Below are 19657 nucleotides of genomic sequence, written 5' to 3' on the forward strand. Positions count from 1 at the left end.
ATCGCCCCCGCAACGTTGCACAAGTTCTCTCTAAAGACGCCTTTCCCTGCGGCCCGCACCCGCAGAGACCCGGCTCGCCCAATAAAAACAAGAGATCCACGACAGATGAGCACTTTGCAACCCGCACGCCAGCTGCTGCCCGGCCTGTTGGCCCTGTCCTGCGCCCTGCCCGGCGTGGCCGCCGAAGGTGGCTTCCTGGAAGACGCCAAGGCCAGCCTCAACCTGCGCAACTTCTACATCAACCGCAACTTCATCGACCCGGCCAACCCCCAGGGCAAGGCCGAGGAATGGACCCAGAGCTTCATTCTCGACGCCCGCTCCGGCTTTACCCAGGGCACCGTCGGTTTCGGCATCGATGTGCTGGGGCTGTACTCGATCAAGCTCGATGGCGGCAAGGGTACAGCCGGCACCCACCTGCTGCCGGTGCATGACGACGGTCGCCCGGCGGACGATTTCGGCCGCCTGGGGGTGGCGTTCAAGACGCGCCTGTCGCAGACCGAACTCAAAGTCGGCGAGTGGATGCCGGTGCTGCCGATCCTGCGTTCGGACGATGGCCGCTCGCTGCCACAGACGTTCCGTGGCGGTCAGCTCACCTCGAAGGAGATCGACGGCCTGACCCTGTACGCCGGCCAGTTCCGCGGCAACAGCCCGCGCAACGATGCGAGCATGGAAGACATGTTCATGCAGGGGCGCGCTGGTATCACCTCCGACCGCTTCAACTTCGCCGGCGGCGAATACAGCTTCAACGACAAGCACACGATGGTCGGTCTGTGGGACGCCCGGCTGAAAGACATCTATCGCCAGCAGTACCTGAACCTGGTGCATAGCCAGCCGTTGGGCGATTGGACCCTGGGCGCCAACCTCGGCTACTTCCTCGGCAAGGAGGATGGCAGCGCACGCGCCGGCGACCTGGACAACCGTACCGCCTCGGCCATGCTCTCGGCGCGCTACCGGGGCCACACCTTCTATGTCGGCCTGCAGAAGGTCAGTGGCGACGACGCCTGGATGCGGGTCAACGGCACAAGTGGCGGCACGCTGGCCAACGACAGTTACAACGCCAGCTTCGACAACGCCAAGGAGCGCTCCTGGCAACTGCGTCACGACTTCAATTTCGTCACCGTCGGCATCCCCGGCCTGACCTTGATGAACCGCTACATCAAAGGCGACAACGTGCATGCCGGGGGAGCGGACGATGGCAAGGAATGGGCCCGGGAGACCGAGCTGGCCTATGTGGTGCAGGCCGGGACGTTCAAGGACCTGTCGGTAAAATGGCGCAACTCGACCATGCGCAGGGATTTCAGCAGCAACGCGTTCGATGAGAACCGCTTGATCGTCAGCTATCCGTTGAACCTGCTATAGCAGATCCGGCCTCATCGCGGATTTGCCCACGATGAGGCCGGGCAATCCAATAAAGAACAAAAATGAATATACAAAGCAAATAACATTCTTTGACGGCATAAGCATCGAGCCGCTAAAACCCAGCTTCAGCCTCGCACCAGAGCCCGAGCATGGACCTCCGCCAACTGCGCTATTTCATCGCACTCACCGAATACCGCAGTTTCGTCCGCGCCGCCGACGCCATGGGTATCACCCAACCCGCCTTCAGCCGCGCAATCCAGAACCTCGAACATACCTTTGGCTGTGCCCTGGTCGATCGCGCCAGCAAGGCATTGCCCCCCACCCCCGAGGGCCAGGTGGTGTTGCAACATGCCCGTCGCCTGGTCCAGGGCGCCGCGCAACTGAACAACGACGTCCTGCAGATGACCAAGCTCGATGCCGGAGAGCTGCGCTTCGGCAGCGGCCCGGCCCTGGCCGTACGCCTGGTGCCCCAGGCCCTGCACCATTTCATCGGGGCTCATCCCGGCATCCGCACCGACTTGCTGGTGGACAATGCCGAGCGCCTGGGACAGGCACTGCGTCGCGAGCAGATCGAGTTTTTCGTCGATGACGTGCGGCCCTTCGAGGCCGATCCCAACTTCCACACCGAGGCACTGTCCCCACGCCCAGGCCTGTTCTTCTGCCGCCCCGGGCACCCATTGCTGGCCAAGGACAGCCTGTCGACCAACGACCTGTTCGCCTACCCGCTGGCCAGCGCCCTGCTGGCCCCCGGCGTGCGCAAACGCCTGGCCAATCTCAGCGGACGCACCGACTTCACCCCGCACCTGCAGACCGAGCACCTGGCGGTGTTGCGCAGCGTGGTGCTGGCCAGCGACGCCATCGGCACGGCCAGTGAGGAAGCGGTGGCCGAGGACTTGGCCGCCGGCAACCTGGTACGCCTGCACTGGCGCAACCTGCCGCCGGGCCTGGAAGTGCTCAGCGTGTACTGCGGGATCATCAGCCGCAGCGGCCAGCGCCTGTCACCGGCGGCGCGGGCAATGATCGACACCCTGGTCAGCCTGGATGCTGCCCCATCGCCCGCAGACGTGGCGCATCGACAATCTCCACCTCGCCATAGCCCAGGCGCACCACGCCGTCCTGTTCGAGGCTCCTGAGGATCTGGTTGATGGTCTGGCGCGACAGCGACAGCATCAAGGCCAGCTGTTCCTGGGACACCTGCAAGCGCCATTGGGCGACATCGCGCTCACCATAGCCTTCGGCCATCTGCAACAGCCGTTGCGCCACCCGCGGCGCGGCGGCCAGCAGGCTCTGCTGCTCGAGGGCGACGAACACCCAGCGTAACTTGTGGCTCATCAACAGGGCCAGGTCGCGCCAGTGTTCTGGCTCGCACGCCAACCATTCCAGCAACGGCGCCTGGGGAATCCACAGCAGGCGTGTCGGCCCCTCGGCATAGGCATCATGGGTGCGCGGCTGGCCATCGAACAGGCTGATCTCGCCGAACCAGTGGGGTGACTCGACCAGCGTCAGCAACGCCTCCTTGCCTGCGCTGCTGACCGCCCCGACCCGCATCGCCCCTTCGAGTACCGCATACAGGCCACACGGCGCATCGCCGCGCTGGAACAGGCGCTGCCCCGCGGCCAGCTCACGCAAACGGCCCAGGGCCAGCAGACTATCCTGAACGGTAACGGGCAACTGCCGGAACCATTGGCCATGCAGCAGCTGAGTACGCGGATCGTGCATGGCACCTCGCAAAGCGAACTCTGTCGGCCAGGCGACAGACGACGATGAATGAACAGGGGCAAGCTGTGCTCACCCCTGATGGAGGAACAACAATGAAAAACCTCGTCGAGCATCTGAGTCAATACGCGGCCTACCACCGCGATCCACGCAACATCGCCACCCACTTCATCGGCATTCCGCTGATCGTGCTGGCCGTGGCCGTGCTGCTGTCACGCCCGGGCTGGGACGTGGTGGGCCTCTGGCTGTCGCCGGCACTGCTGCTGGCGATCTGGTCGGTGTGGTTCTACCTGCGCCTGGACCTGCGCTTCGGCCTGGTGATGGGCCTGCTGCTGGGCTTGTGCCTGTGGGCCGGCCAGGCGCTGGCCGTGCAGAGTACCGGGCTGTGGCTGAGCGCCGGTCTGGGAGCATTCGTGGTGGGCTGGATCATCCAGTTCGTCGGACATGCCTACGAAGGGCGCAAGCCGGCATTCGTCGATGACCTGAGCGGGCTGATCGTCGGGCCGCTGTTCGTGGTGGCGGAGCTGGCGTTCATGGCTGGGCTGTGCGGCGAGCTGAAAAAGGCCGTGGAGGCCAATGCCGGGCCTGTCGCCGTTCGCCAGAAGAAAGCCGCAGTATGACGGTGGCATTGCGTATTCCTCATCGCTGGCAAGCCAGCTCCCACAAGAGCAGCTGATGCCGGTCCCTGTGGGAGCTGGCTTGCCAGCGATGAAGGCGACACCAATTCACCTCACTGCCGCGACTCAACCCCCAACTCATCCCACACCGACTCGGCCAGGTGAAACGTGGCATTGGCTGCCGGGATCCCGCAGTAGATCGCGCTCTGCATGATCACTTCCTTGATCTCTTCCCGCGTCACGCCATTGTTGGCGGCCGCGCGCAGGTGCAGCTTGAGTTCGTCGTTGCGGTTCATGCCGATCAGCATGGCGATGGTGATCAAGCTGCGAGTGTGCCGGGGCAGGCCGGGGCGGGTCCAGATATCGCCCCAGGCGTGCCGGGTGATCATCTCCTGGAACTCGCCGTTGAAGTCGTTGAGCTTCTCCAGGCTGCGGTCGACATGGGCATCGCCGAGCACCGCACGGCGTACCTGCATGCCCGCCTCGTAGCGTTGTTTCTCGTCCACGGTGTATTCCTCAAAGGCTCAGCAGGAAGTCGAGCACTCGGCGGCTGAATGGCGCGCCAATCTCGACGTTGGACAGGTGCGCGGCCGGGAACTCGACATATTCGGCACCGAGGATTCCAGTTTGCATGAAGCGACCGTGCTCGGGGGTGGTCACCGCATCGGCGCAGCCGGCAACGATCAGCGTCGGCACCTGGATAGCGTTGAGCTGGTCTCGGAAGTCGGCATCGCGCACTGCGGCGCAGTTGGCGGCGTAGCCTTCGGGCGAGGTCTGCGCCAACATCTGGCAGATGCGCAAGGTCCGTTCCGGTTCGGCGGCGGCGAACGCCGGGGTAAACCAGCGAGCGATGGAAGCATCGCGCAAATCGGCCATGGCCTGCCGGCCGCCCGCGAGCACAGTGTCGATACGGCTGTTCCACACCTCGTCATTGCCGATCTTCGCCGCGGTATTGCACAAGGTCAGGCTGAGCAGGCGGCTGCCGGCATTGATGCCCAGCCACTGACCGATCAACCCGCCCATGGACAGGCCGATGAAGTGGGCTTTTTCGATGTCCAGCGCATCGAGCATCGCCAGCACGTCGTGACCCAGTTGCTCGATGCTGTAAGGGCCCTCGGTGACCAGCGATTGGCCATGGCCACGGGTGTCGTAGCGCAATACACGGAAGTGCTCGGTCCACGTCGGGATCTGCGCATCCCACATCTGCAGGTCGGTGCCCAACGAGTTGGACAAGACCAGCACCGGGGCATCGGCCGGGCCGTCGAGTCGGTAATGCAATGCGCCATCGGCCAGTTGCACATGTGCCACAGCGGTCTCCTTTCAGGCAGTGAAACGTTGATGTTCGGCTACGGCGCGCGCCACCCAGACGCGGGCCTGGCCCAGGTAATGGGTGGGGTCGAGCAGACGGTCGAGCTCTTCGCCGGACAACTCGGCGTTGACCTGCGGTTCATCGCCGAGCACGGCACGCAGATGGCGTCCTTCGGCCACGGCGCGCTGGCAGCACTGCTCCAGCAGGTGATGGGCACGGTCGCGGCCCAGGCGCTGGGCGAGGACGATGCTGACCGCCTCGGCCAGCACCAGGCCCTGGGTGAGGTCGAGGTTGCGGCGCATGCGCTCGGCGTCCACTTCCATGCCTTCGGCGATCACCTGGGCCTGGCGCAGGGCGCCGGAGACCAGGCAGCAGATCTCCGGCAGAGTTTCCCACTCGGCGTGCCACAGGCCGAGGCTGCGTTCGTGCTCCTGGGGCATCGCGCTGAACAAGGTCGAGAGCAGCCCGGGCACCCGGGTGGCGGCGCCGATCAGCACCGCCGCCCCGACCGGATTGCGCTTGTGCGGCATGGTCGAGGAACCGCCTTTGCCCGGCGCGGCAGGCTCGAACAACTCGCCCGCCTCGGTCTGCATCAGCAGGCTGACGTCACGGCCAAACTTGCCCAGGCTACCGGCGACCAGGCCCAGTACCGAGGCGAACTCCACCAGGCGGTCACGCTGGGTGTGCCACGGTTGTTCGGGCAAGGACAGCTTCAGTTGCGCGGCCAGGGCCTCGGCCACCGGCAGCGCTTTGCTGCCCAGCGCCGCCAGGCTGCCGGAAGCGCCACCGAACTGCAGCACCAGCAGGCGCGGGCGCAGTTCCTTGAGGCGTTGCCGATGGCGAGTCAGGGCGCCAAGCACACCGGCCAGCTTCATGCCCAGCGTCACCGGCGTGGCATGCTGCAGCCAGGTCCGCCCCACCAGCGGCGTGTCGGCATGTTGCAATGCCTGACGCGCCAGGGTGTCGGCCAGCTTGCCCAGATCGCTTTCGAGCAACCCCAGGGCATCGCGCAGTTGCAGCACCAGGCCGCTGTCCATCGCATCCTGGCTGGTGGCGCCCAGGTGTACGTAGCGCTCGGCTTCGGCCACGCCACTGGCGACCACCTTGCCCAGGGCCTTGACCAGCGGGATCGCCGAATTGCCGGCCACCGCGATGGCCTCGGCCAGCGCCCGGGCATCGTAGCGCTCGGCCTTGCAGGCCGCCTCGATGGCAGTCACCGCCGTGTGCGGCACCAGCCCGGCGGCCGCTTCGGCGCGGGCCAGGGCCGCCTCGAAGTCGAGCATGCCCTGTAACCGGCCCCGGTCGGAGAAAACCTCGCGCATGGCCGGGGCGGTGAAGTAGGCGTCGAACAGTTGGTTGCTCATGCAACGTCCTTAGTGATCGTGGTGCAGGTACGCCGCCTGCTTCGGCAGGCGCAGGCTGAACAGGAAAGCCACCGCCATCATGGCGGTCACGTACCAGTAGAAGGTGTTCTCCATCCCCAAGGTTTTCAAGCCCAGTGCCACGTATTCGGCCGAGCCGCCGAACACCGCGTTGGCCACGGCGTAGGCCAGCCCCACGCCCAATGCGCGAACCTGTGGCGGGAACATCTCGGCCTTCACCAGGCCGCTGATGGAGGTGTAGAAGCTGACAATGCACAAGGCCAGGGTAACCAGCACGAAGGCCATGAACGGGCTGGTCACGGTCTTCAGCGCCATCAGCAAGGGGACGGTGAATAGCGTCCCCAGTGCGCCGAAAAGCAGCATCGAATTACGCCGACCGATGCGGTCGGAGAGCATGCCGAACAGCGGCTGCAGGATCATGAACAGGAACAGCGCGCCGGTCATGACGAAACTGGCACTCTTGGCGTTCATGCCGGCGGTGTTGACCAGGTACTTCTGCATGTAGGTGGTGAAGGTATAGAAGATCAGCGAGCCACCGGCGGTATAACCCAGCACGGTGATGAACGCGGCGGCATGATTGCGGAACAACCCGCTGATGCTGCCGGCATCCTTGTCCTGGCGGGTCTCGGCGCTGCTGGTCTCTTTCAGCGAACGGCGCAGCATCAGCGAAATCAACGCGGCGATGGCACCGACCACGAACGGGATGCGCCAGCCGTAGGCGCGCAGTTCCTCCTCGGTGAGCAGTTGCTGCAGGATCACCACCACCAGCACCGCCAGCAACTGGCCGCCGATCAGGGTGACGTACTGGAACGAGGCGAAGAAACCGCGCTGGCCGCGCAGCGCCACTTCACTCATGTAGGTGGCGGTGGTGCCGTACTCACCGCCCACCGACAGCCCCTGGATCAGCCGCGCCAGCAACAACAGCGCCGGCGCCCAGGTGCCGATGCTGGCGTAGGTGGGCAGGCAGGCGATGATCAACGAGCCGCCGCACATCATCAGTACCGAGATCATCAGCGAGTTCTTGCGCCCGTGACGGTCGGCCAGACGGCCGAAGATCCAGCCGCCGATAGGGCGCATCAGGAAGCCCGCAGCGAACACGCCGGCGGTGTTGAGCAACTGCACCGTGGGGTCGTCGGAGGGGAAGAAGGCCGGGGCGAAGTAGATGGCGCAGAAGGCGTAGACATAGAAGTCGAACCATTCCACCAGGTTGCCCGACGAGGCGCCGACGATGGCGAAGATACGCTTGCTGCGTTCTTCGCCGGTGTAATAGCTGGAAGTCATGGTTTATTACTCCTGGGAGGTCACTGCAAAGTCTAGACATACCCAGTAATAGTCTCGTTCCACAGAAGGCCTGATCGCGGGGCAGGTCAAACCCGCTCGATGGCCAATGCCAGGCCCTGACCGACGCCCACGCACATGGTTGCCAGCCCTTTGCGCCCACCGCTCCTCTCCAACTGGTGCAACGCCGTCAGCACCAGCCGTGCCCCGCTCATGCCCAGCGGATGCCCCAGGGCGATGGCGCCACCGTTGGGGTTCACCTGTGGCGCATCGTCCGCCACACCGAGCTCGCGCAGCACCGCCAGCCCCTGGCTGGCGAACGCCTCATTGAGCTCGATGACATCGAAATCACTCACCGCCATGCCCAGACGCTCGGTCAGTTTGCGCACCGCCGGCACCGGGCCGATGCCCATCACCCGCGGCGCCACGCCGGCACTGGACATGCCCAACACCCGGGCCCGTGGGGTCAGGCCATGTTTCTTCACCGCCTCGGCCGAGGCCAGGATCAGTGCGGCGGCGCCATCGTTGACGCCCGAGGCATTGCCTGCGGTAACCGTATGCTCCGGGCCATTGACCGGTCTGAGTCTGCTCAACGCCTCTAGCGTGGTGTCCGGGCGCAGGTGCTCGTCCTGCTCGACCACGGTCTCGCCCTTCTTGTGCCGGATACGCACCGGCACGATCTCTTCGGCAAAGTAACCGGCAGCCTGAGCGGCGGCGGCCTTCTGCTGGCTGCGCAGGGCGAAGGCATCCTGGTCGGCACGCGACACCTGGTAATCGTCGGCGACGTTGTCGGCGGTCTCGGGCATCGAGTCCACACCGAACTGGGCATTCATCAACGGATTGACGAAGCGCCAGCCGATGGTGGTGTCCTCGAGCTTCATATTGCGCGAGTAGCCGCTCTCGGCCTTGCCCATCACGAACGGTGCGCGGGACATCGACTCGACGCCACCGGCAATCGCCAGCTCCATCTCGCCGCTGGCGATGGCCCGGAAGGCGCTGCCGACGGCGTCCATGCCCGAGGCGCACAGGCGGTTGAGGGTCACGCCCGGGACGCTGTGTGGCAAGCCGGCCAGCAACAGCGCCATGCGCGCCACGTTACGGTTGTCCTCGCCAGCCTGGTTGGCGCAGCCGAAGAACACTTCGTCGAGCCGATCCCATTGCACACCCGGGTTACGCTCGATCAATGCCTTGAGCGGCACTGCCGCCAGGTCGTCGGCGCGCACGCCGGCCAGGGCCCCGCCGAAACGGCCGATAGGAGTACGAACAGCGTCGCAGATGAAGACTTCACGCATCAGGCTTCTCCTGCCGTCTGGCCATGGGCGGCGGCGGTACGCGCTTCGAGGTCGCGCAAAGCGGACAGCTCTACCTCGCTTGGTGCCGCAGTTTGCTGCACGTCCTCGGCAAAGCGGATCGCCCAGCCGGTGGCTTTGATGATCTGCTCGCGGGTCACGCCTGGGTGGATCGAGGTGACCACGAACTCGTGGCTACCCGCCTCCGGCTCCATGATGCACAGGTCGGTAATGATGCCGACCGGCCCCTCACCCGGCAGGCCCAGGCGCTGGCGCGAATCGCCGCCTTCGCCATGGCCGACCGAGGTGATGAAGTCGAGCTTGTCGACGAAGGCCCGCGGCGACTGCTTGAGGATGATCAGCACCTGCTTGGCGGAGCCGGCGATCTCTGGCGCGCCGCCTGCACCCGGCAGACGGGTCTTCGGTGCGTGATAGTCACCGACCACGGTGGTGTTGATGTTGCCGAAGCGATCAACCTGGGCGGCGCCGAGAAAGCCCACGTCGATACGCCCGCCTTGCAGCCAGTAGCGGAAGATCTCGCCGGTCGGCACCACGGTGTCGGCGGTCTCGGCCAGCTCGCCGTCGCCGATGGACAACGGCAGCACGCTCGGTTTGGCACCGATCGGGCCGGATTCGTAGATCAGCACCACATCGGGCGAGGAGGTCAGACGCGCCAGGTTGGCCGCCTTGGACGGCAGGCCGATGCCAACGAAGCAGACGGCGCCGTTGCGTAGGCGACGGGCGGCGGCGACGGTCATCATTTCGGAAGTGGAGTAGCTCATTGCGCGGCCTCCGCGGTGCTGGCCAGCCTGGCCTGGAATTCGGTGAAGTCGGCAGTGCCACGGATATAGGTGTCGATCCAGGCGCTGAACGACTCACGGTTGCGGGCAATCGGGTCCCAGGCCTGGTAGAAGCGGTTGTCGCGCTCGTAGTAGCCGTGGGCGTAGGACGGGTGGGCGCCGCCGGGCACCAGGCACACCGCGCTGAGGGCCCAGGTCGGCAACACACAGGCATTCATCGGCGCCTGCAGGTCATCGACGATCTCCTCGACGGTGACAATGCAGCGCTTGGCTGCCAGCGCCGCTTCCTTCTGCACACCGAGGATGCCCCACAGCAACACGTTGCCCTTGCGGTCGGCCTTCTGCGCATGGATCACGGTGACGTCCGGGCGCACCGACGGCACGGCGGCGAGCACTTCGCCGGTGAACGGGCAAGTGACGGACTTGATCAGCGGGTTGACCTTCGGCAGGTCGGAGCCGGCGTAGGCGCGCAGCACCGCGAACGGCAGGCCGGAAGCACCGGCGACATAAGCGTTGGCCAGGTCGGCGTGGCTGTGCTCCTCGATCTCGATGGCGTGGGGCCACTGTTTCTCCACCGCGTCGCGCAGGCGGTGCAGCGAACCGACGCCGGGGTTGCCGCCCCAGGAGAAGATCAATTTGCGCGCGCAGCCAGCGCCGATCAGTTGGTCGTAGATCAGGTCCGGGGTCATGCGCACCAGGGTCAGGTCGCGCTTGCCCTGGCGGATGATCTCATGGCCGGCGGCGATCGGGATCAGGTGGGTGAAGCCTTCGAGGGCGACACTGTCGCCATCCTGTATGAACTGCTTCACGGCCTCGTGAAGCGAGAGGATTGCTGCCATTGGAGACTCCTGGTCAGGTCGAGTCGGGTCTGTGAGCAGCGGGCCGATGCATCGCTGCGATGGGCCCAGATTAAGGAGGCTGACGGGTTCGTTACAATCCGATAATCGCACTTACGTGCGATTATCGAACCATTTGTTGCTCTGCTATTTATATGTTCCTGCAGCAGCACACCGCACAGGCTTCAGGTCGCATCTGCGTGGCTGACCAACCCTTTCACGACAACGCCCACGGTGGCCAATGCCGCCGGCACCAGCAGCGCCGTCAACACCTGCTCGAAATTCCACCCCAACCCCAGCAGCGTAGCCCCGCTCCAGGCGCCGAGAATCGCGCCGAAGCGACCGATCCCGAGCATCCAGGAAACGCCCGTGGCACGGCCTTGGGTCGGATAAAAGCGCGCCGCCAGAGACGGCATGGCCGATTGCGCGCCGTTCACGCACATGCCGGCAACCAGAACCAGGGTCGCCAGTAAGGTGATGTTGCCCAGGCTCTGTCCAACCGCGTAGGCGAACACGCCTGCCAGCAAGTAGAAGATGCCGATCACTTTGTGCGGGTTGAAACGGTCCATGGCCCAACCTACTCCCACCGCGCTGAGCACCCCGCCAAACTGGAACAGAGCGCCGATGAAAGCGGCCTGCTCCATGCTCGCGCCGCTGTCACGCATCAGAGTCGGCAGCCAGCTGGTCAGCAGATACACGATCACCAGGCCCATGAAATAGGTCAGCCACAGCAAGACGGTGCCCAGGCCATAGGTACCCGAGAAGATCACCGCAAACACGTTGCGCGCCGCCGCGGCCTTCTGTTCCGGCACACTGAAACTCGATGCCTGGGCTACCAGTTCAGGGTTGATTGGCGCCAGGGTCTTGCGCACCTTGTCGGCGCCGCGATTGCGTACCACCAGGAAGCGCGCCGACTCCGGCAACCAGGCCAACAGCACCACTGCCAGCAGCAGCGGCAGCACCCCGCCGATCACCAGCAGGCTGTGCCAGCCGTAGGCCGGGATGAGCTTCGCCGAGATGAAGCCACCGCCGGCCATGCCCAGGTTGAAACCACAGAACATGCTGGTCACCAGCAACGACTTGAGGCGCTCCGGGGTGTATTCCGATAGCAAGGTGGTGGCGTTAGGCATGCCAGCCCCAAGACCCAGACCGGTCAGAAAGCGCAACACCAGCAACTGGTCGACATTGGTCGCGTAGGCCGAGGCCAAGCTGAAGCCACCGAACACCAGTACCGCGCCCACCAGCACGCCCTTGCGTCCGAAGCGGTCGGCCAGCGGGCCGGAGCCGAGGGCGCCGAACACCATGCCGATCAGCGCGGCGCTCATCACCGGGCCGAGACTGGCGCGGTCGATGCCCCACTCCTGGGACAGCGCCGGGGCGATGAAGCCCATGGCGGCGGTGTCCAGGCCGTCGAGGAAGACGATCAGAAAGCACAGGACCACCACCCGCCATTGATAGCGAGACAACGGCTGGGCGTTGATGAAGGACTGGACGTCGAGGCAGTTGCCGACAACGGATTGCGGTTTGTTCATTATTGTTATCCGGGAGTTGGGCACAGGCAGGCTACCGCGCAGGGCGGATGCACTGGAACAGGAAACAGCGGATACGACGGCCGTGGTTCAGCCGGAGTGCAGCAGCACCGTGCGCGGGCACAGCCGCGACAGCGAAGGGAAAGTGGTCATGGGGATGCCCTCGGGCCTGTTGTTATTGTCCGGTCGGCGTAGCCGACACGTGCAACAGACATTAATCAGCGGGCGTGGGTGGCGCAATTCGTCGACAACGACACTGTGCGTTTATCGAACAGGAAACGGCGGGGCGTATCCAACGCTTCGCGCAAGAGCAACTGTCTTGCGTTGTTGGTCATGGCCTCATCGCTGGCAAGCCCCACACAGCAATGACGCTTGGCTTGAAACCAGCGCCGTCGGTGTGGGAGCCGGCTTGCCGGCGATGGGGCGCAACGCGCACCCCGTCATACCTCAACCAAAAAGCTGATGGCACAAGTCTCTGCTGGCCGCCAACAGGATCGGCAGGAAGCGCTGCTCCAGCTCTCCGCGGCTGACGCGGCCGACATGGGTGCTGACATTCAGCGCCGCCAGTACCTGACCCGACGCGTCATAGATTGGCACGGCAATCGAACGCAAGCCCTGCTCCAGCTCCTGGTCGACCACGCACCAGCCCTGCTCACGCACCTGCTGGATACACGCGAACAACGAGGCCGGATCATGCAGGGTGCGGCTGGTCCGGGCCTTGAGGTCGGCGCGCTCCAGATACTCGTGCAGGCTGGCATCGTCCAGCGCCGCCAGCAGGATACGGCCCATCGAAGTGCAGTAGGCCGGCAATCGCCCGCCGACCGAAAGGTCGACCGAGATCAGCCGTTCGACCGTGGCGGATCGCGCGATATAAAGGATGTCGTCGCCCTCCAGCGTGGCCATGTTGGCCGCTTCGTGGAGCTGGTCGCTGATGCGATCCAGATAAGGCTGGGCCGACACCGCCAATGGCGTGGATGACAGGTAGGCATGGCCAAGGGTCAGGACTTTGGGCAACAGCGAATAGGTACGCCCGTCAGTAGTCGCGTAACCCAGCTTCATGAGGGTATGCAGACAGCGCCGCACCGCAGCACGAGGGATCTCCGTACGGTGGCTGATCTGGGCGATGGTCAGGTGCCGCTTGCGCTCCTGGAATGCCTGGATAACTGCCAGACCACGGGCCAGGGAAGTCATGAAGTCCGGGTCGCCGGTGAACGCCTGGATACGCTTGGCCGCAGACGCCACGATTGGCGGCGCCAGGGTGGGACTGCTGGTGCGTGCGGGCTCGTTCGCTGGCGGGCCGCTGGTTTCTTCGCTCATGGACATGCCTCAAAAAAATCGCTACCTCGTTCGATTATCGAACGAACGGCCGATAATCGCAATTGACCGCTGACACTTTTACTTATACCTTTCCCCTGCCACATGTGGCTTCTTTGGAGAGACTGGTCAGGTACCCACCGTAGAAGTCCCAGGCAACGGCCTCGCCCCTCAGCGAGGCCGTTTTCATTTCCGATTGCCGCCGGCAAACTTAGCCTCACGACAACTTGAACTTTCACTACACCTTCAGACAACCCTATTGTCCGCCCACGATAACTTCCGTTCTATTGTCAATGGCGGGTAAAGAACGATAGCCTTCGATTGGGCGATTGCTATACTCGCTCAGGCTGGTTGACAGCACTGCATAATGGATCCAATCGAAAAACTTTCGTTGCCCTCAGACACCTGCAAACTGTTCCAGCAGTGGCTTGTCGTGGGGTGCGCCAGCAGTCGCCCTCCCACATTCTGTCATTTCGGTGCAACGGAATATTTGCGTTGCCGGTATATCCACACCCTGTGTGTGTATTAGAAGGCTGACGCTCAACGTCAAACTATTCAGGTATTAATGTGACGAAAGAAGAACTGCGCGCGGAACTCGAGCGCCAGGCTGAACGTTACAAGGAAGTATACGGTGGTGAAGTCACCACCTACGCCGCACAACCCGAGCCGGAACGCAAGCCCTGGCGTAAACGCGCTAGCATCCTCGACCAAGCCTTTGCCCAGGAAATCGAGAAGATCGAGAAGGAACTGCGCAGCGACGACGACTGAAACCCAACGATGCCACAGAGCCATCATCGAGGGACGGTTCACCGAGGCACATCCTGGCCTAAACCGGTGATATGAAATGGAATCACACAAATTTCATACAGTCGTTTAAATTGCGTGCGCTTTATAAAAACAGCCTCAAAACGCTGATTTTTCTGAATTTTATCGAATTTTTACGACTGTTTTCCGTGCGAAGTCACCCGCGAGATGCACGCTTAGGCTCGACATTCTCCTGCCATCGGTCAGTGTCGGGTGCATCGATTGCCATGGTTTTCTGGCATAATCCGCCCCCCCTAAAGACCGCCAGACAACCTTCATGATCGATTTATTCAGCGGACTGGATGCCTGGGTTATCGTGAGCCTGACGCTCGCCTTGACCTTCGTGCTCGCATTCGAGTTCATCAATGGCTTTCATGACACCGCCAACGCGGTAGCCACCGTCATCTACACCAAGGCCATGCCACCGCACCTGGCCGTGTTCTTCTCCGGGGTGTTCAACTTCCTCGGCGTTCTGCTCGGCGGTGTCGGGGTGGCCTATGCCATCGTCCACCTGTTGCCGGTCGAACTGCTGATCAATGTGAACACCGGCCACGGCCTGGCCATGGTCTTCTCGTTGCTGGCCGCGGCCATCACCTGGAACCTGGGCACTTGGTACTTCGGCATTCCGGCCTCCAGCTCGCACACCCTGATCGGCTCGATCCTCGGCGTCGGCCTGGCCAACGCCCTGCTCAGCGACATTCCACTGGGTGACGGCGTCAACTGGCAGAAGGCCATTGATATCGCCATGTCCCTGGTGCTCTCGCCAATGGCCGGCTTCGCAGTCGCCGCCCTGGTGCTGATCGGCCTCAAATGGTGGCGTCCGCTGTCGAAGATGCACAAGACCCCGGACCAGCGCCGCAAGCTCGACGACAAGAAGCACCCGCCGTTCTGGAACCGCCTGGTACTGGTAATCTCGGCCATGGGCGTGAGCTTCGTGCATGGTTCCAACGATGGTCAAAAAGGCATCGGCCTGATCATGCTGGTACTGATCGGTATCGTCCCGGCCAAGTTCGTCCTCGACTTGAACAGCACCACCTACCAGATCGAGCGTACCCGCGACGCCACCTTGCACCTCAGCCAGTTCTACCAGCGCAACGCCGCCACCCTGGGCGAGTTCCTGGCACTGGGCAAGGCGCAGGCGAGCGACCTGCCCGAGCAGTTCAGCTGCAACCCGCAGCAGACCGAGCCGACCATCGCCGCCCTGCAATCGTCGCTGGCCGGAGTGACCGACTACCGCGCCCTGAGCGCTGAGAAGCGCGTCGAAGTGCGCCGTTACCTGCTCTGCCTGGATGACACGGCGAAGAAGGTCGGTAAGCTGCCTGGCCTGGAGGCTCGTGAAAAGGCTGACCTCGATAAACTGCGCAAGGACCTGACCGCCACCACCGAGTATGCCCCGTTCTGGGTGATCGTCGCCGTCGCCCTGGCCCTGGGCCTGGGCACCATGGTTGGCTGGAAACGCGTGGTACTGACCGTCGGCGAGAAGATCGGCAAGCAAGGCATGACCTATGCACAGGGCATGTCGGCGCAGATCACCGCGGCCTGCGCCATCGGCATGGCCAACGTGTTCAGCCTGCCGGTGTCCACCACCCACGTACTGTCGTCGGGTGTGGCCGGCACCATGGTCGCCAACAAGAGCGGCCTGCAGGGCGGCACCGTGAAGACCATCCTGCTGGCCTGGGTACTTACCCTGCCGGCATCGATGGGCCTGGCGGCCGGCCTGTTCTGGCTGGCGTCCAAGGCCATCGGCTGATTGCCATTGCCGCACTGCAAAGGCGCCCTACGGGGCGCCTTTTTTGTATCTGCTATCGGACCGCTAGCGTTTCTTCCCGCCCAGCAACGACCCCATCAACCCACGCACCAGCTGGCGCCCCAACTGATTGGCCGCCTGGCGTACCGCCGACTTGATCGCCTGCCCAGCCGCGCTCTGCAGAAACTCGCCGGCCTTGTCGGCGAAGCTGTCTTCATCGGCCTTGGCCTGAGGTACCGGTTCCACCGGCTCGCCCTTGCGTTGTGTGAGCATTTCATAGGCCGACTCTCGGTCGATCGGCTTGTCATAACGCCCAGCCAGCGGCGATGCCGCAACCAACGCACTGCGCTCAGCCGCACTCAACGGCCCGATTCGCGACTGCGGCGGCGCGATCAGCACCCGCTGGACCATGGCCGGCGTCCCCTTTTCTTCCAGGGTTCCGACCAAGGCTTCGCCGATACCCAGTTCAGTGAGCACTGCCAGGCTGTCGAAAGCCGGGTTGGGTCGGAAACCATCGGCCACGGCGCGCAGCGACTTCTGCTCCTTGGCGGTGAATGCCCGCAGGCCATGCTGGATGCGCAACCCCAACTGGGCTAGTACCGCATCCGGTAAATCGCCGGGTGACTGAGTGACAAAATACACACCCACGCCTTTGGAGCGGATAAGCCGCACCACCTGCTCCAGGCGATCCTGCAGAGCCTTGGGCGTGCCATTGAACAGTAGATGCGCCTCATCGAAGAACAGCGCCAGTACGGGCTTGTCGGCATCGCCACGTTCCGGCAACTGCTCGAACAGTTCGGCCAGTAACCACAGCAGGAACGTCGCATAAACCTTGGGAGCCTCATGCACCAGGCGGCTGGCATCGAGCAGGTGGATGCGACCTTGCCCGTCGCCCTCCGGGCGCAGCAGATCCTCTAGTTGCAACGCCGGCTCGCCGAACAGCGCCTCGGCCCCTTGTTGTTCCAGGGTCGCCAGCCGGCGCAAGAGTGCCTGGGTGGAGGCACTGGTCATCAAAGCGCTGTCCTCGCCCAGCATCTGGGGGTTGTCCTTCAGATGCGCCAGCAGGGCCTTGAGGTCTTTCAGGTCGAGCAACAGCAGCCCCTCACGGTCGGCCACCTTGAACGCCGCATACAAGGCAGCCTGCTGGCTGTCGGTGAGTTCCAGCAGATTGCCCAACAGCAATGGCCCCATTTCGCTCAGCGTGGTGCGCAGGGGATGACCCGATTGCCCGGCGACATCCCATAGGCTTACCGGGTACGCCCGGGGCGTGTGGTTCAGCCAGGGCATCCCGGCGATCCGCTCCGCCACCTTGCCCTGCGGCGCGCCCGCCGCACCGAGGCCACACAGGTCGCCCTTCACATCCGCCGCGAAAACCGCCACCCCGGCGTCACTGAACAGCTCGGCAAGGTGCTGCAGGGTAACCGTCTTGCCGGTGCCCGTGGCCCCGGCCACCAGGCCGTGCCGGTTGGCCAGGCGCATGGCCTGGGATACCGGCTGACCATCCGACCCCGCTCCTACAACCATTCGTAAGGAATCTCCCATCTTCTTTCATCCCCGCTCAAGTTCTGCCACGTGACAGCCGATAGTTCAAAACGACGCTTACCAGAAAGACAGTAACAACCCGAAAAGGACCACGGGACTTGTTGCACTGTTTTCCAGCGGTGCTTTGTGCGAACGACCCGATAAAAACCTTAGCGGACGCGATCACGTTATGAATAAAAGCCTTCGTTTCAGCCACAAGATTCTTCTGGCGGCATCACTGATCGTGATCCTCGCCTTCAGCCTGTTCACCCTGTACAACGACTACCTCCAGCGTAACGCCATTCGCGAAGACCTGGAGAACTACCTGGCCGAGATGGGCGAGTCCACCTCCACCAACATCCGCAACCTGTTCGAAGGGCGCATCAAGCTGGTCGACAACGTCGCCCAGAACCTCGCCCAGTTCCCACAGAACACCGGCACCCTGCTGGGCCAGAACGCACTTACCTCGAGCTTCCTGACCATCTATCTGGGCCAACCCGACGGCACCTTCACCGTGCGCCCGGACACCAAGATGCCCGACGGCTACGACCCGCGCGTACGCCCTTGGTACAAGGACGGCCTGAACGCCAGCGGCCCGATCCTCACCGAGCCCTACATCGACATGGCCACCAACAAGATGGTCATCTCGATCATCAGCACCGCCTCGCGCTCGGTCGGCGTGGTCGGCGGCGACCTGGCCCTCGATGGCCTGGTGGAAATCATCAATTCGTTGAATTTCGGCGGCATGGGCTATGCCTTCCTGGTCAATGACCAAGGCAAGATCCTGATCCACCCGGACAAGAACCTGGTGATGAAATCGCTGTCGGACCTGTTCCCGCAGAATACCCCTCGCCTGTCCAGCGACCTGACCGAAGTGACGCTCAACGGCGAAACCCGTTTGCTGAGCTTCACCCCGGTCAAGGGCCTGCCATCGGCCAACTGGTACATCGGCCTGTCGGTGGACAAGGACAAGGCTTTCTCGATGCTCAGCACCTTCCGCACCTCGGCGGTAATCGCCACCCTGGTCGCGGTGGTGATCATCATCGCCCTGCTCGGCCTGCTGATCCGCGTACTGATGCAGCCGCTGCACACCATGACCCGCGCCATGTCGAACATCGCCGAAGGCGAAGGCGACCTGACCCGTCGCCTGGAAATCCACAACCACGACGAATTCGGCATCCTCGGCACCGCCTTCAACCGCTTCGTCGAACGCATCCACGGCTCGATCCGCGAGGTGTCATCGGCCACCGAGCAGGTCAACGAAGTGGCGCTGCGGGTTATCAGTGCCTCGAACTCGTCGATGGCCAACTCCGACGAGCAGTCCAACCGCACCAACAGCGTCGCCGCCGCCATCAACCAACTCGGCGCCGCTGCCCAGGAGATCGCCGGCAATGCCGCCCAGGCCTCGCAGCACGCCAGCTCCGCGCGGCTGCTGGCCGAGGAAGGCCAACAGGTGGTGCAGCGCAACATCGATGCGATGAACCGCCTTTCGGACTTGATCGTCACCTCCAGCGAACACATCGAGACACTGAACAACAAGACCGTGAACATCGGTCAGATCCTCGAAGTGATCACCAGCATTTCCCAGCAGACCAACCTGCTCGCCCTCAACGCCGCCATCGAGGCCGCCCGCGCCGGTGAGGCCGGCCGCGGCTTCGCCGTGGTCGCCGACGAGGTGCGCAACCTGGCGCACCGTACCCAGGAGTCGGCGCAACAGGTGCAGACCATGATCGAGGAGCTGCAGGTCGGTGCCCGCGAGTCGGTCGATACCATGGGCCAGAGCCAGCGCCACAGCCAGGACAGCATGGACATCGCCAACCAGGCCGGCGAGCGCCTGGGCAGCGTCACCCAGCGTATCGGTGAGATCGACGGCATGAACCAGTCGGTGGCCACCGCCACCGAAGAGCAGACGGCCGTGGTCGACTCGATCAACATGGACATCAACGAGATCAACATGCTCAACCAGGAAGGCGTCGAGAACCTGCAGGCCACCCTGCGCGCCTGTTCGGACCTGGAACAGCAGGCCGGTCGCCTCAAGCATCTGGTCGGCAGCTTCCGCATCTGACCCCCACCCGCTCCCACCTCTGCGTGGGAGCGGGCCCCGCCAAACCCCGATCGAACAAACTATCCTTCAGGTAGGTCAACCCTAAGGCGCG

At 63.8% G+C, this 19657-nt stretch carries 17 protein-coding genes and 1 pseudogene; 7 read left to right on the forward strand and 11 right to left on the reverse strand.

All coding sequences use genetic code 11. From position 1 onward, the window contains the following. Positions 1–105 precede the first annotated feature (105 nt). Positions 106–1359 (forward strand): OprD family porin, encoded by a 1254-nt coding sequence (locus KSS90_RS20705; protein WP_217867072.1) that lies wholly within the window; start codon positions 106–108, stop codon positions 1357–1359. Between the two features lie 149 nt (positions 1360–1508). Next, positions 1509–2492, forward strand: coding sequence for a LysR family transcriptional regulator (locus KSS90_RS20710; protein WP_217867073.1), 984 nt, complete (start codon positions 1509–1511; stop codon positions 2490–2492). On the opposite strand, the gene KSS90_RS20715 is transcribed toward KSS90_RS20710, so the two are convergent. Continuing rightward, entirely contained in the window at positions 2392–3078 is a 687-nt protein-coding gene (locus tag KSS90_RS20715) for a Crp/Fnr family transcriptional regulator (RefSeq protein ID WP_217867074.1), read from the reverse strand. The genes KSS90_RS20710 and KSS90_RS20715 overlap by 101 nt on opposite strands. Before the next feature lie 92 nt (positions 3079–3170). Between KSS90_RS20715 and KSS90_RS20720 the strand changes: the two genes are divergently transcribed. Then, on the forward strand, positions 3171–3695 hold the full coding sequence (locus KSS90_RS20720; RefSeq protein ID WP_217867075.1) for an Mpo1 family 2-hydroxy fatty acid dioxygenase: 525 nt from the start codon (positions 3171–3173) through the stop codon (positions 3693–3695). A 110-nt stretch (positions 3696–3805) separates the two neighbouring features. Here KSS90_RS20720 and pcaC read toward each other — a convergent pair whose 3' ends face one another. The 9 genes from pcaC to pcaR all read right to left on the reverse strand — a co-directional run bounded on the left by pcaC (position 3806) and on the right by pcaR (position 13432). Next, on the reverse strand, positions 3806–4198 hold the full coding sequence (pcaC, locus tag KSS90_RS20725; protein ID WP_046856920.1) for a 4-carboxymuconolactone decarboxylase: 393 nt from the start codon (positions 4196–4198) through the stop codon (positions 3806–3808). A gap of 10 nt (positions 4199–4208) precedes the next feature. Next, entirely contained in the window at positions 4209–5000 is a 792-nt protein-coding gene (pcaD, locus tag KSS90_RS20730; protein WP_217867076.1) for a 3-oxoadipate enol-lactonase, read from the reverse strand. Between the two features lie 12 nt (positions 5001–5012). Then, on the reverse strand, positions 5013–6365 hold the full coding sequence (locus KSS90_RS20735) for a 3-carboxy-cis,cis-muconate cycloisomerase (protein WP_217867077.1): 1353 nt from the start codon (positions 6363–6365) through the stop codon (positions 5013–5015). Positions 6366–6374: 9 nt separating this feature from the next. Next, complete coding sequence (locus tag KSS90_RS20740) at positions 6375–7664, reverse strand: MFS family transporter (RefSeq protein ID WP_217867078.1); 1290 nt, start codon at positions 7662–7664, stop codon at positions 6375–6377. An 86-nt stretch (positions 7665–7750) separates the two neighbouring features. Next, positions 7751–8956 carry a 3-oxoadipyl-CoA thiolase gene (gene pcaF, locus KSS90_RS20745; protein ID WP_217869834.1) on the reverse strand — a complete coding sequence of 402 codons (1206 nt, stop codon included), beginning with the start codon at positions 8954–8956 and terminating at the stop codon, positions 7751–7753. Further along, the gene (locus KSS90_RS20750; protein ID WP_217867079.1) at positions 8953–9732 is read right to left on the reverse strand and encodes a CoA-transferase subunit beta; all 780 of its coding nucleotides are present in this window, start codon (positions 9730–9732) and stop codon (positions 8953–8955) included. The genes pcaF and KSS90_RS20750 overlap by 4 nt, the downstream gene beginning before the upstream one ends. Beyond that, positions 9729–10589, reverse strand: a complete 861-nt coding sequence (locus KSS90_RS20755; protein WP_217867080.1) for a CoA transferase subunit A — start codon at positions 10587–10589, stop codon at positions 9729–9731. Before KSS90_RS20755 ends, KSS90_RS20750 begins: the two co-directional genes overlap by 4 nt. Before the next feature lie 182 nt (positions 10590–10771). Beyond that, positions 10772–12118: a 4-hydroxybenzoate transporter PcaK gene (gene pcaK / locus KSS90_RS20760; protein WP_217867081.1), complete on the reverse strand. Its 1347-nt coding sequence runs from the start codon at positions 12116–12118 to the stop codon at positions 10772–10774. A 444-nt stretch (positions 12119–12562) separates the two neighbouring features. Continuing rightward, entirely contained in the window at positions 12563–13432 is an 870-nt protein-coding gene (pcaR, locus tag KSS90_RS20765) for a pca regulon transcriptional regulator PcaR (protein ID WP_217867082.1), read from the reverse strand. 564 nt (positions 13433–13996) lie between these two features. On the opposite strand from pcaR, the gene KSS90_RS20770 reads away from it, so the two are divergent. After that, positions 13997–14197: a hypothetical protein gene (locus tag KSS90_RS20770; RefSeq protein ID WP_217867083.1), complete on the forward strand. Its 201-nt coding sequence runs from the start codon at positions 13997–13999 to the stop codon at positions 14195–14197. Between the two features lie 313 nt (positions 14198–14510). Next, positions 14511–15983, forward strand: coding sequence for an inorganic phosphate transporter (locus KSS90_RS20775; protein ID WP_217867084.1), 1473 nt, complete (start codon positions 14511–14513; stop codon positions 15981–15983). Positions 15984–16046: 63 nt separating this feature from the next. Here KSS90_RS20775 and KSS90_RS20780 read toward each other — a convergent pair whose 3' ends face one another. Further along, the gene (locus KSS90_RS20780) at positions 16047–17522 is read right to left on the reverse strand and encodes a helicase HerA-like domain-containing protein (RefSeq protein ID WP_217867085.1); all 1476 of its coding nucleotides are present in this window, start codon (positions 17520–17522) and stop codon (positions 16047–16049) included. Between the two features lie 313 nt (positions 17523–17835). Between KSS90_RS20780 and KSS90_RS25970 the strand changes: the two are divergent. Together KSS90_RS25970 and KSS90_RS25975 are read left to right on the forward strand one after the other, a co-directional pair. After that, a pseudogene (locus KSS90_RS25970) lies at positions 17836–18708 on the forward strand (cache domain-containing protein); the annotation flags it as partial. A 93-nt stretch (positions 18709–18801) separates the two neighbouring features. Beyond that, positions 18802–19566 carry a methyl-accepting chemotaxis protein gene (locus KSS90_RS25975; protein ID WP_371041571.1) on the forward strand — a complete coding sequence of 255 codons (765 nt, stop codon included), beginning with the start codon at positions 18802–18804 and terminating at the stop codon, positions 19564–19566. The last annotated feature ends 91 nt before the right edge of the window (positions 19567–19657 follow it).

Source organism: Pseudomonas maumuensis, from assembly GCF_019139675.1.
GTDB lineage: Bacteria > Pseudomonadota > Gammaproteobacteria > Pseudomonadales > Pseudomonadaceae > Aquipseudomonas > Aquipseudomonas maumuensis.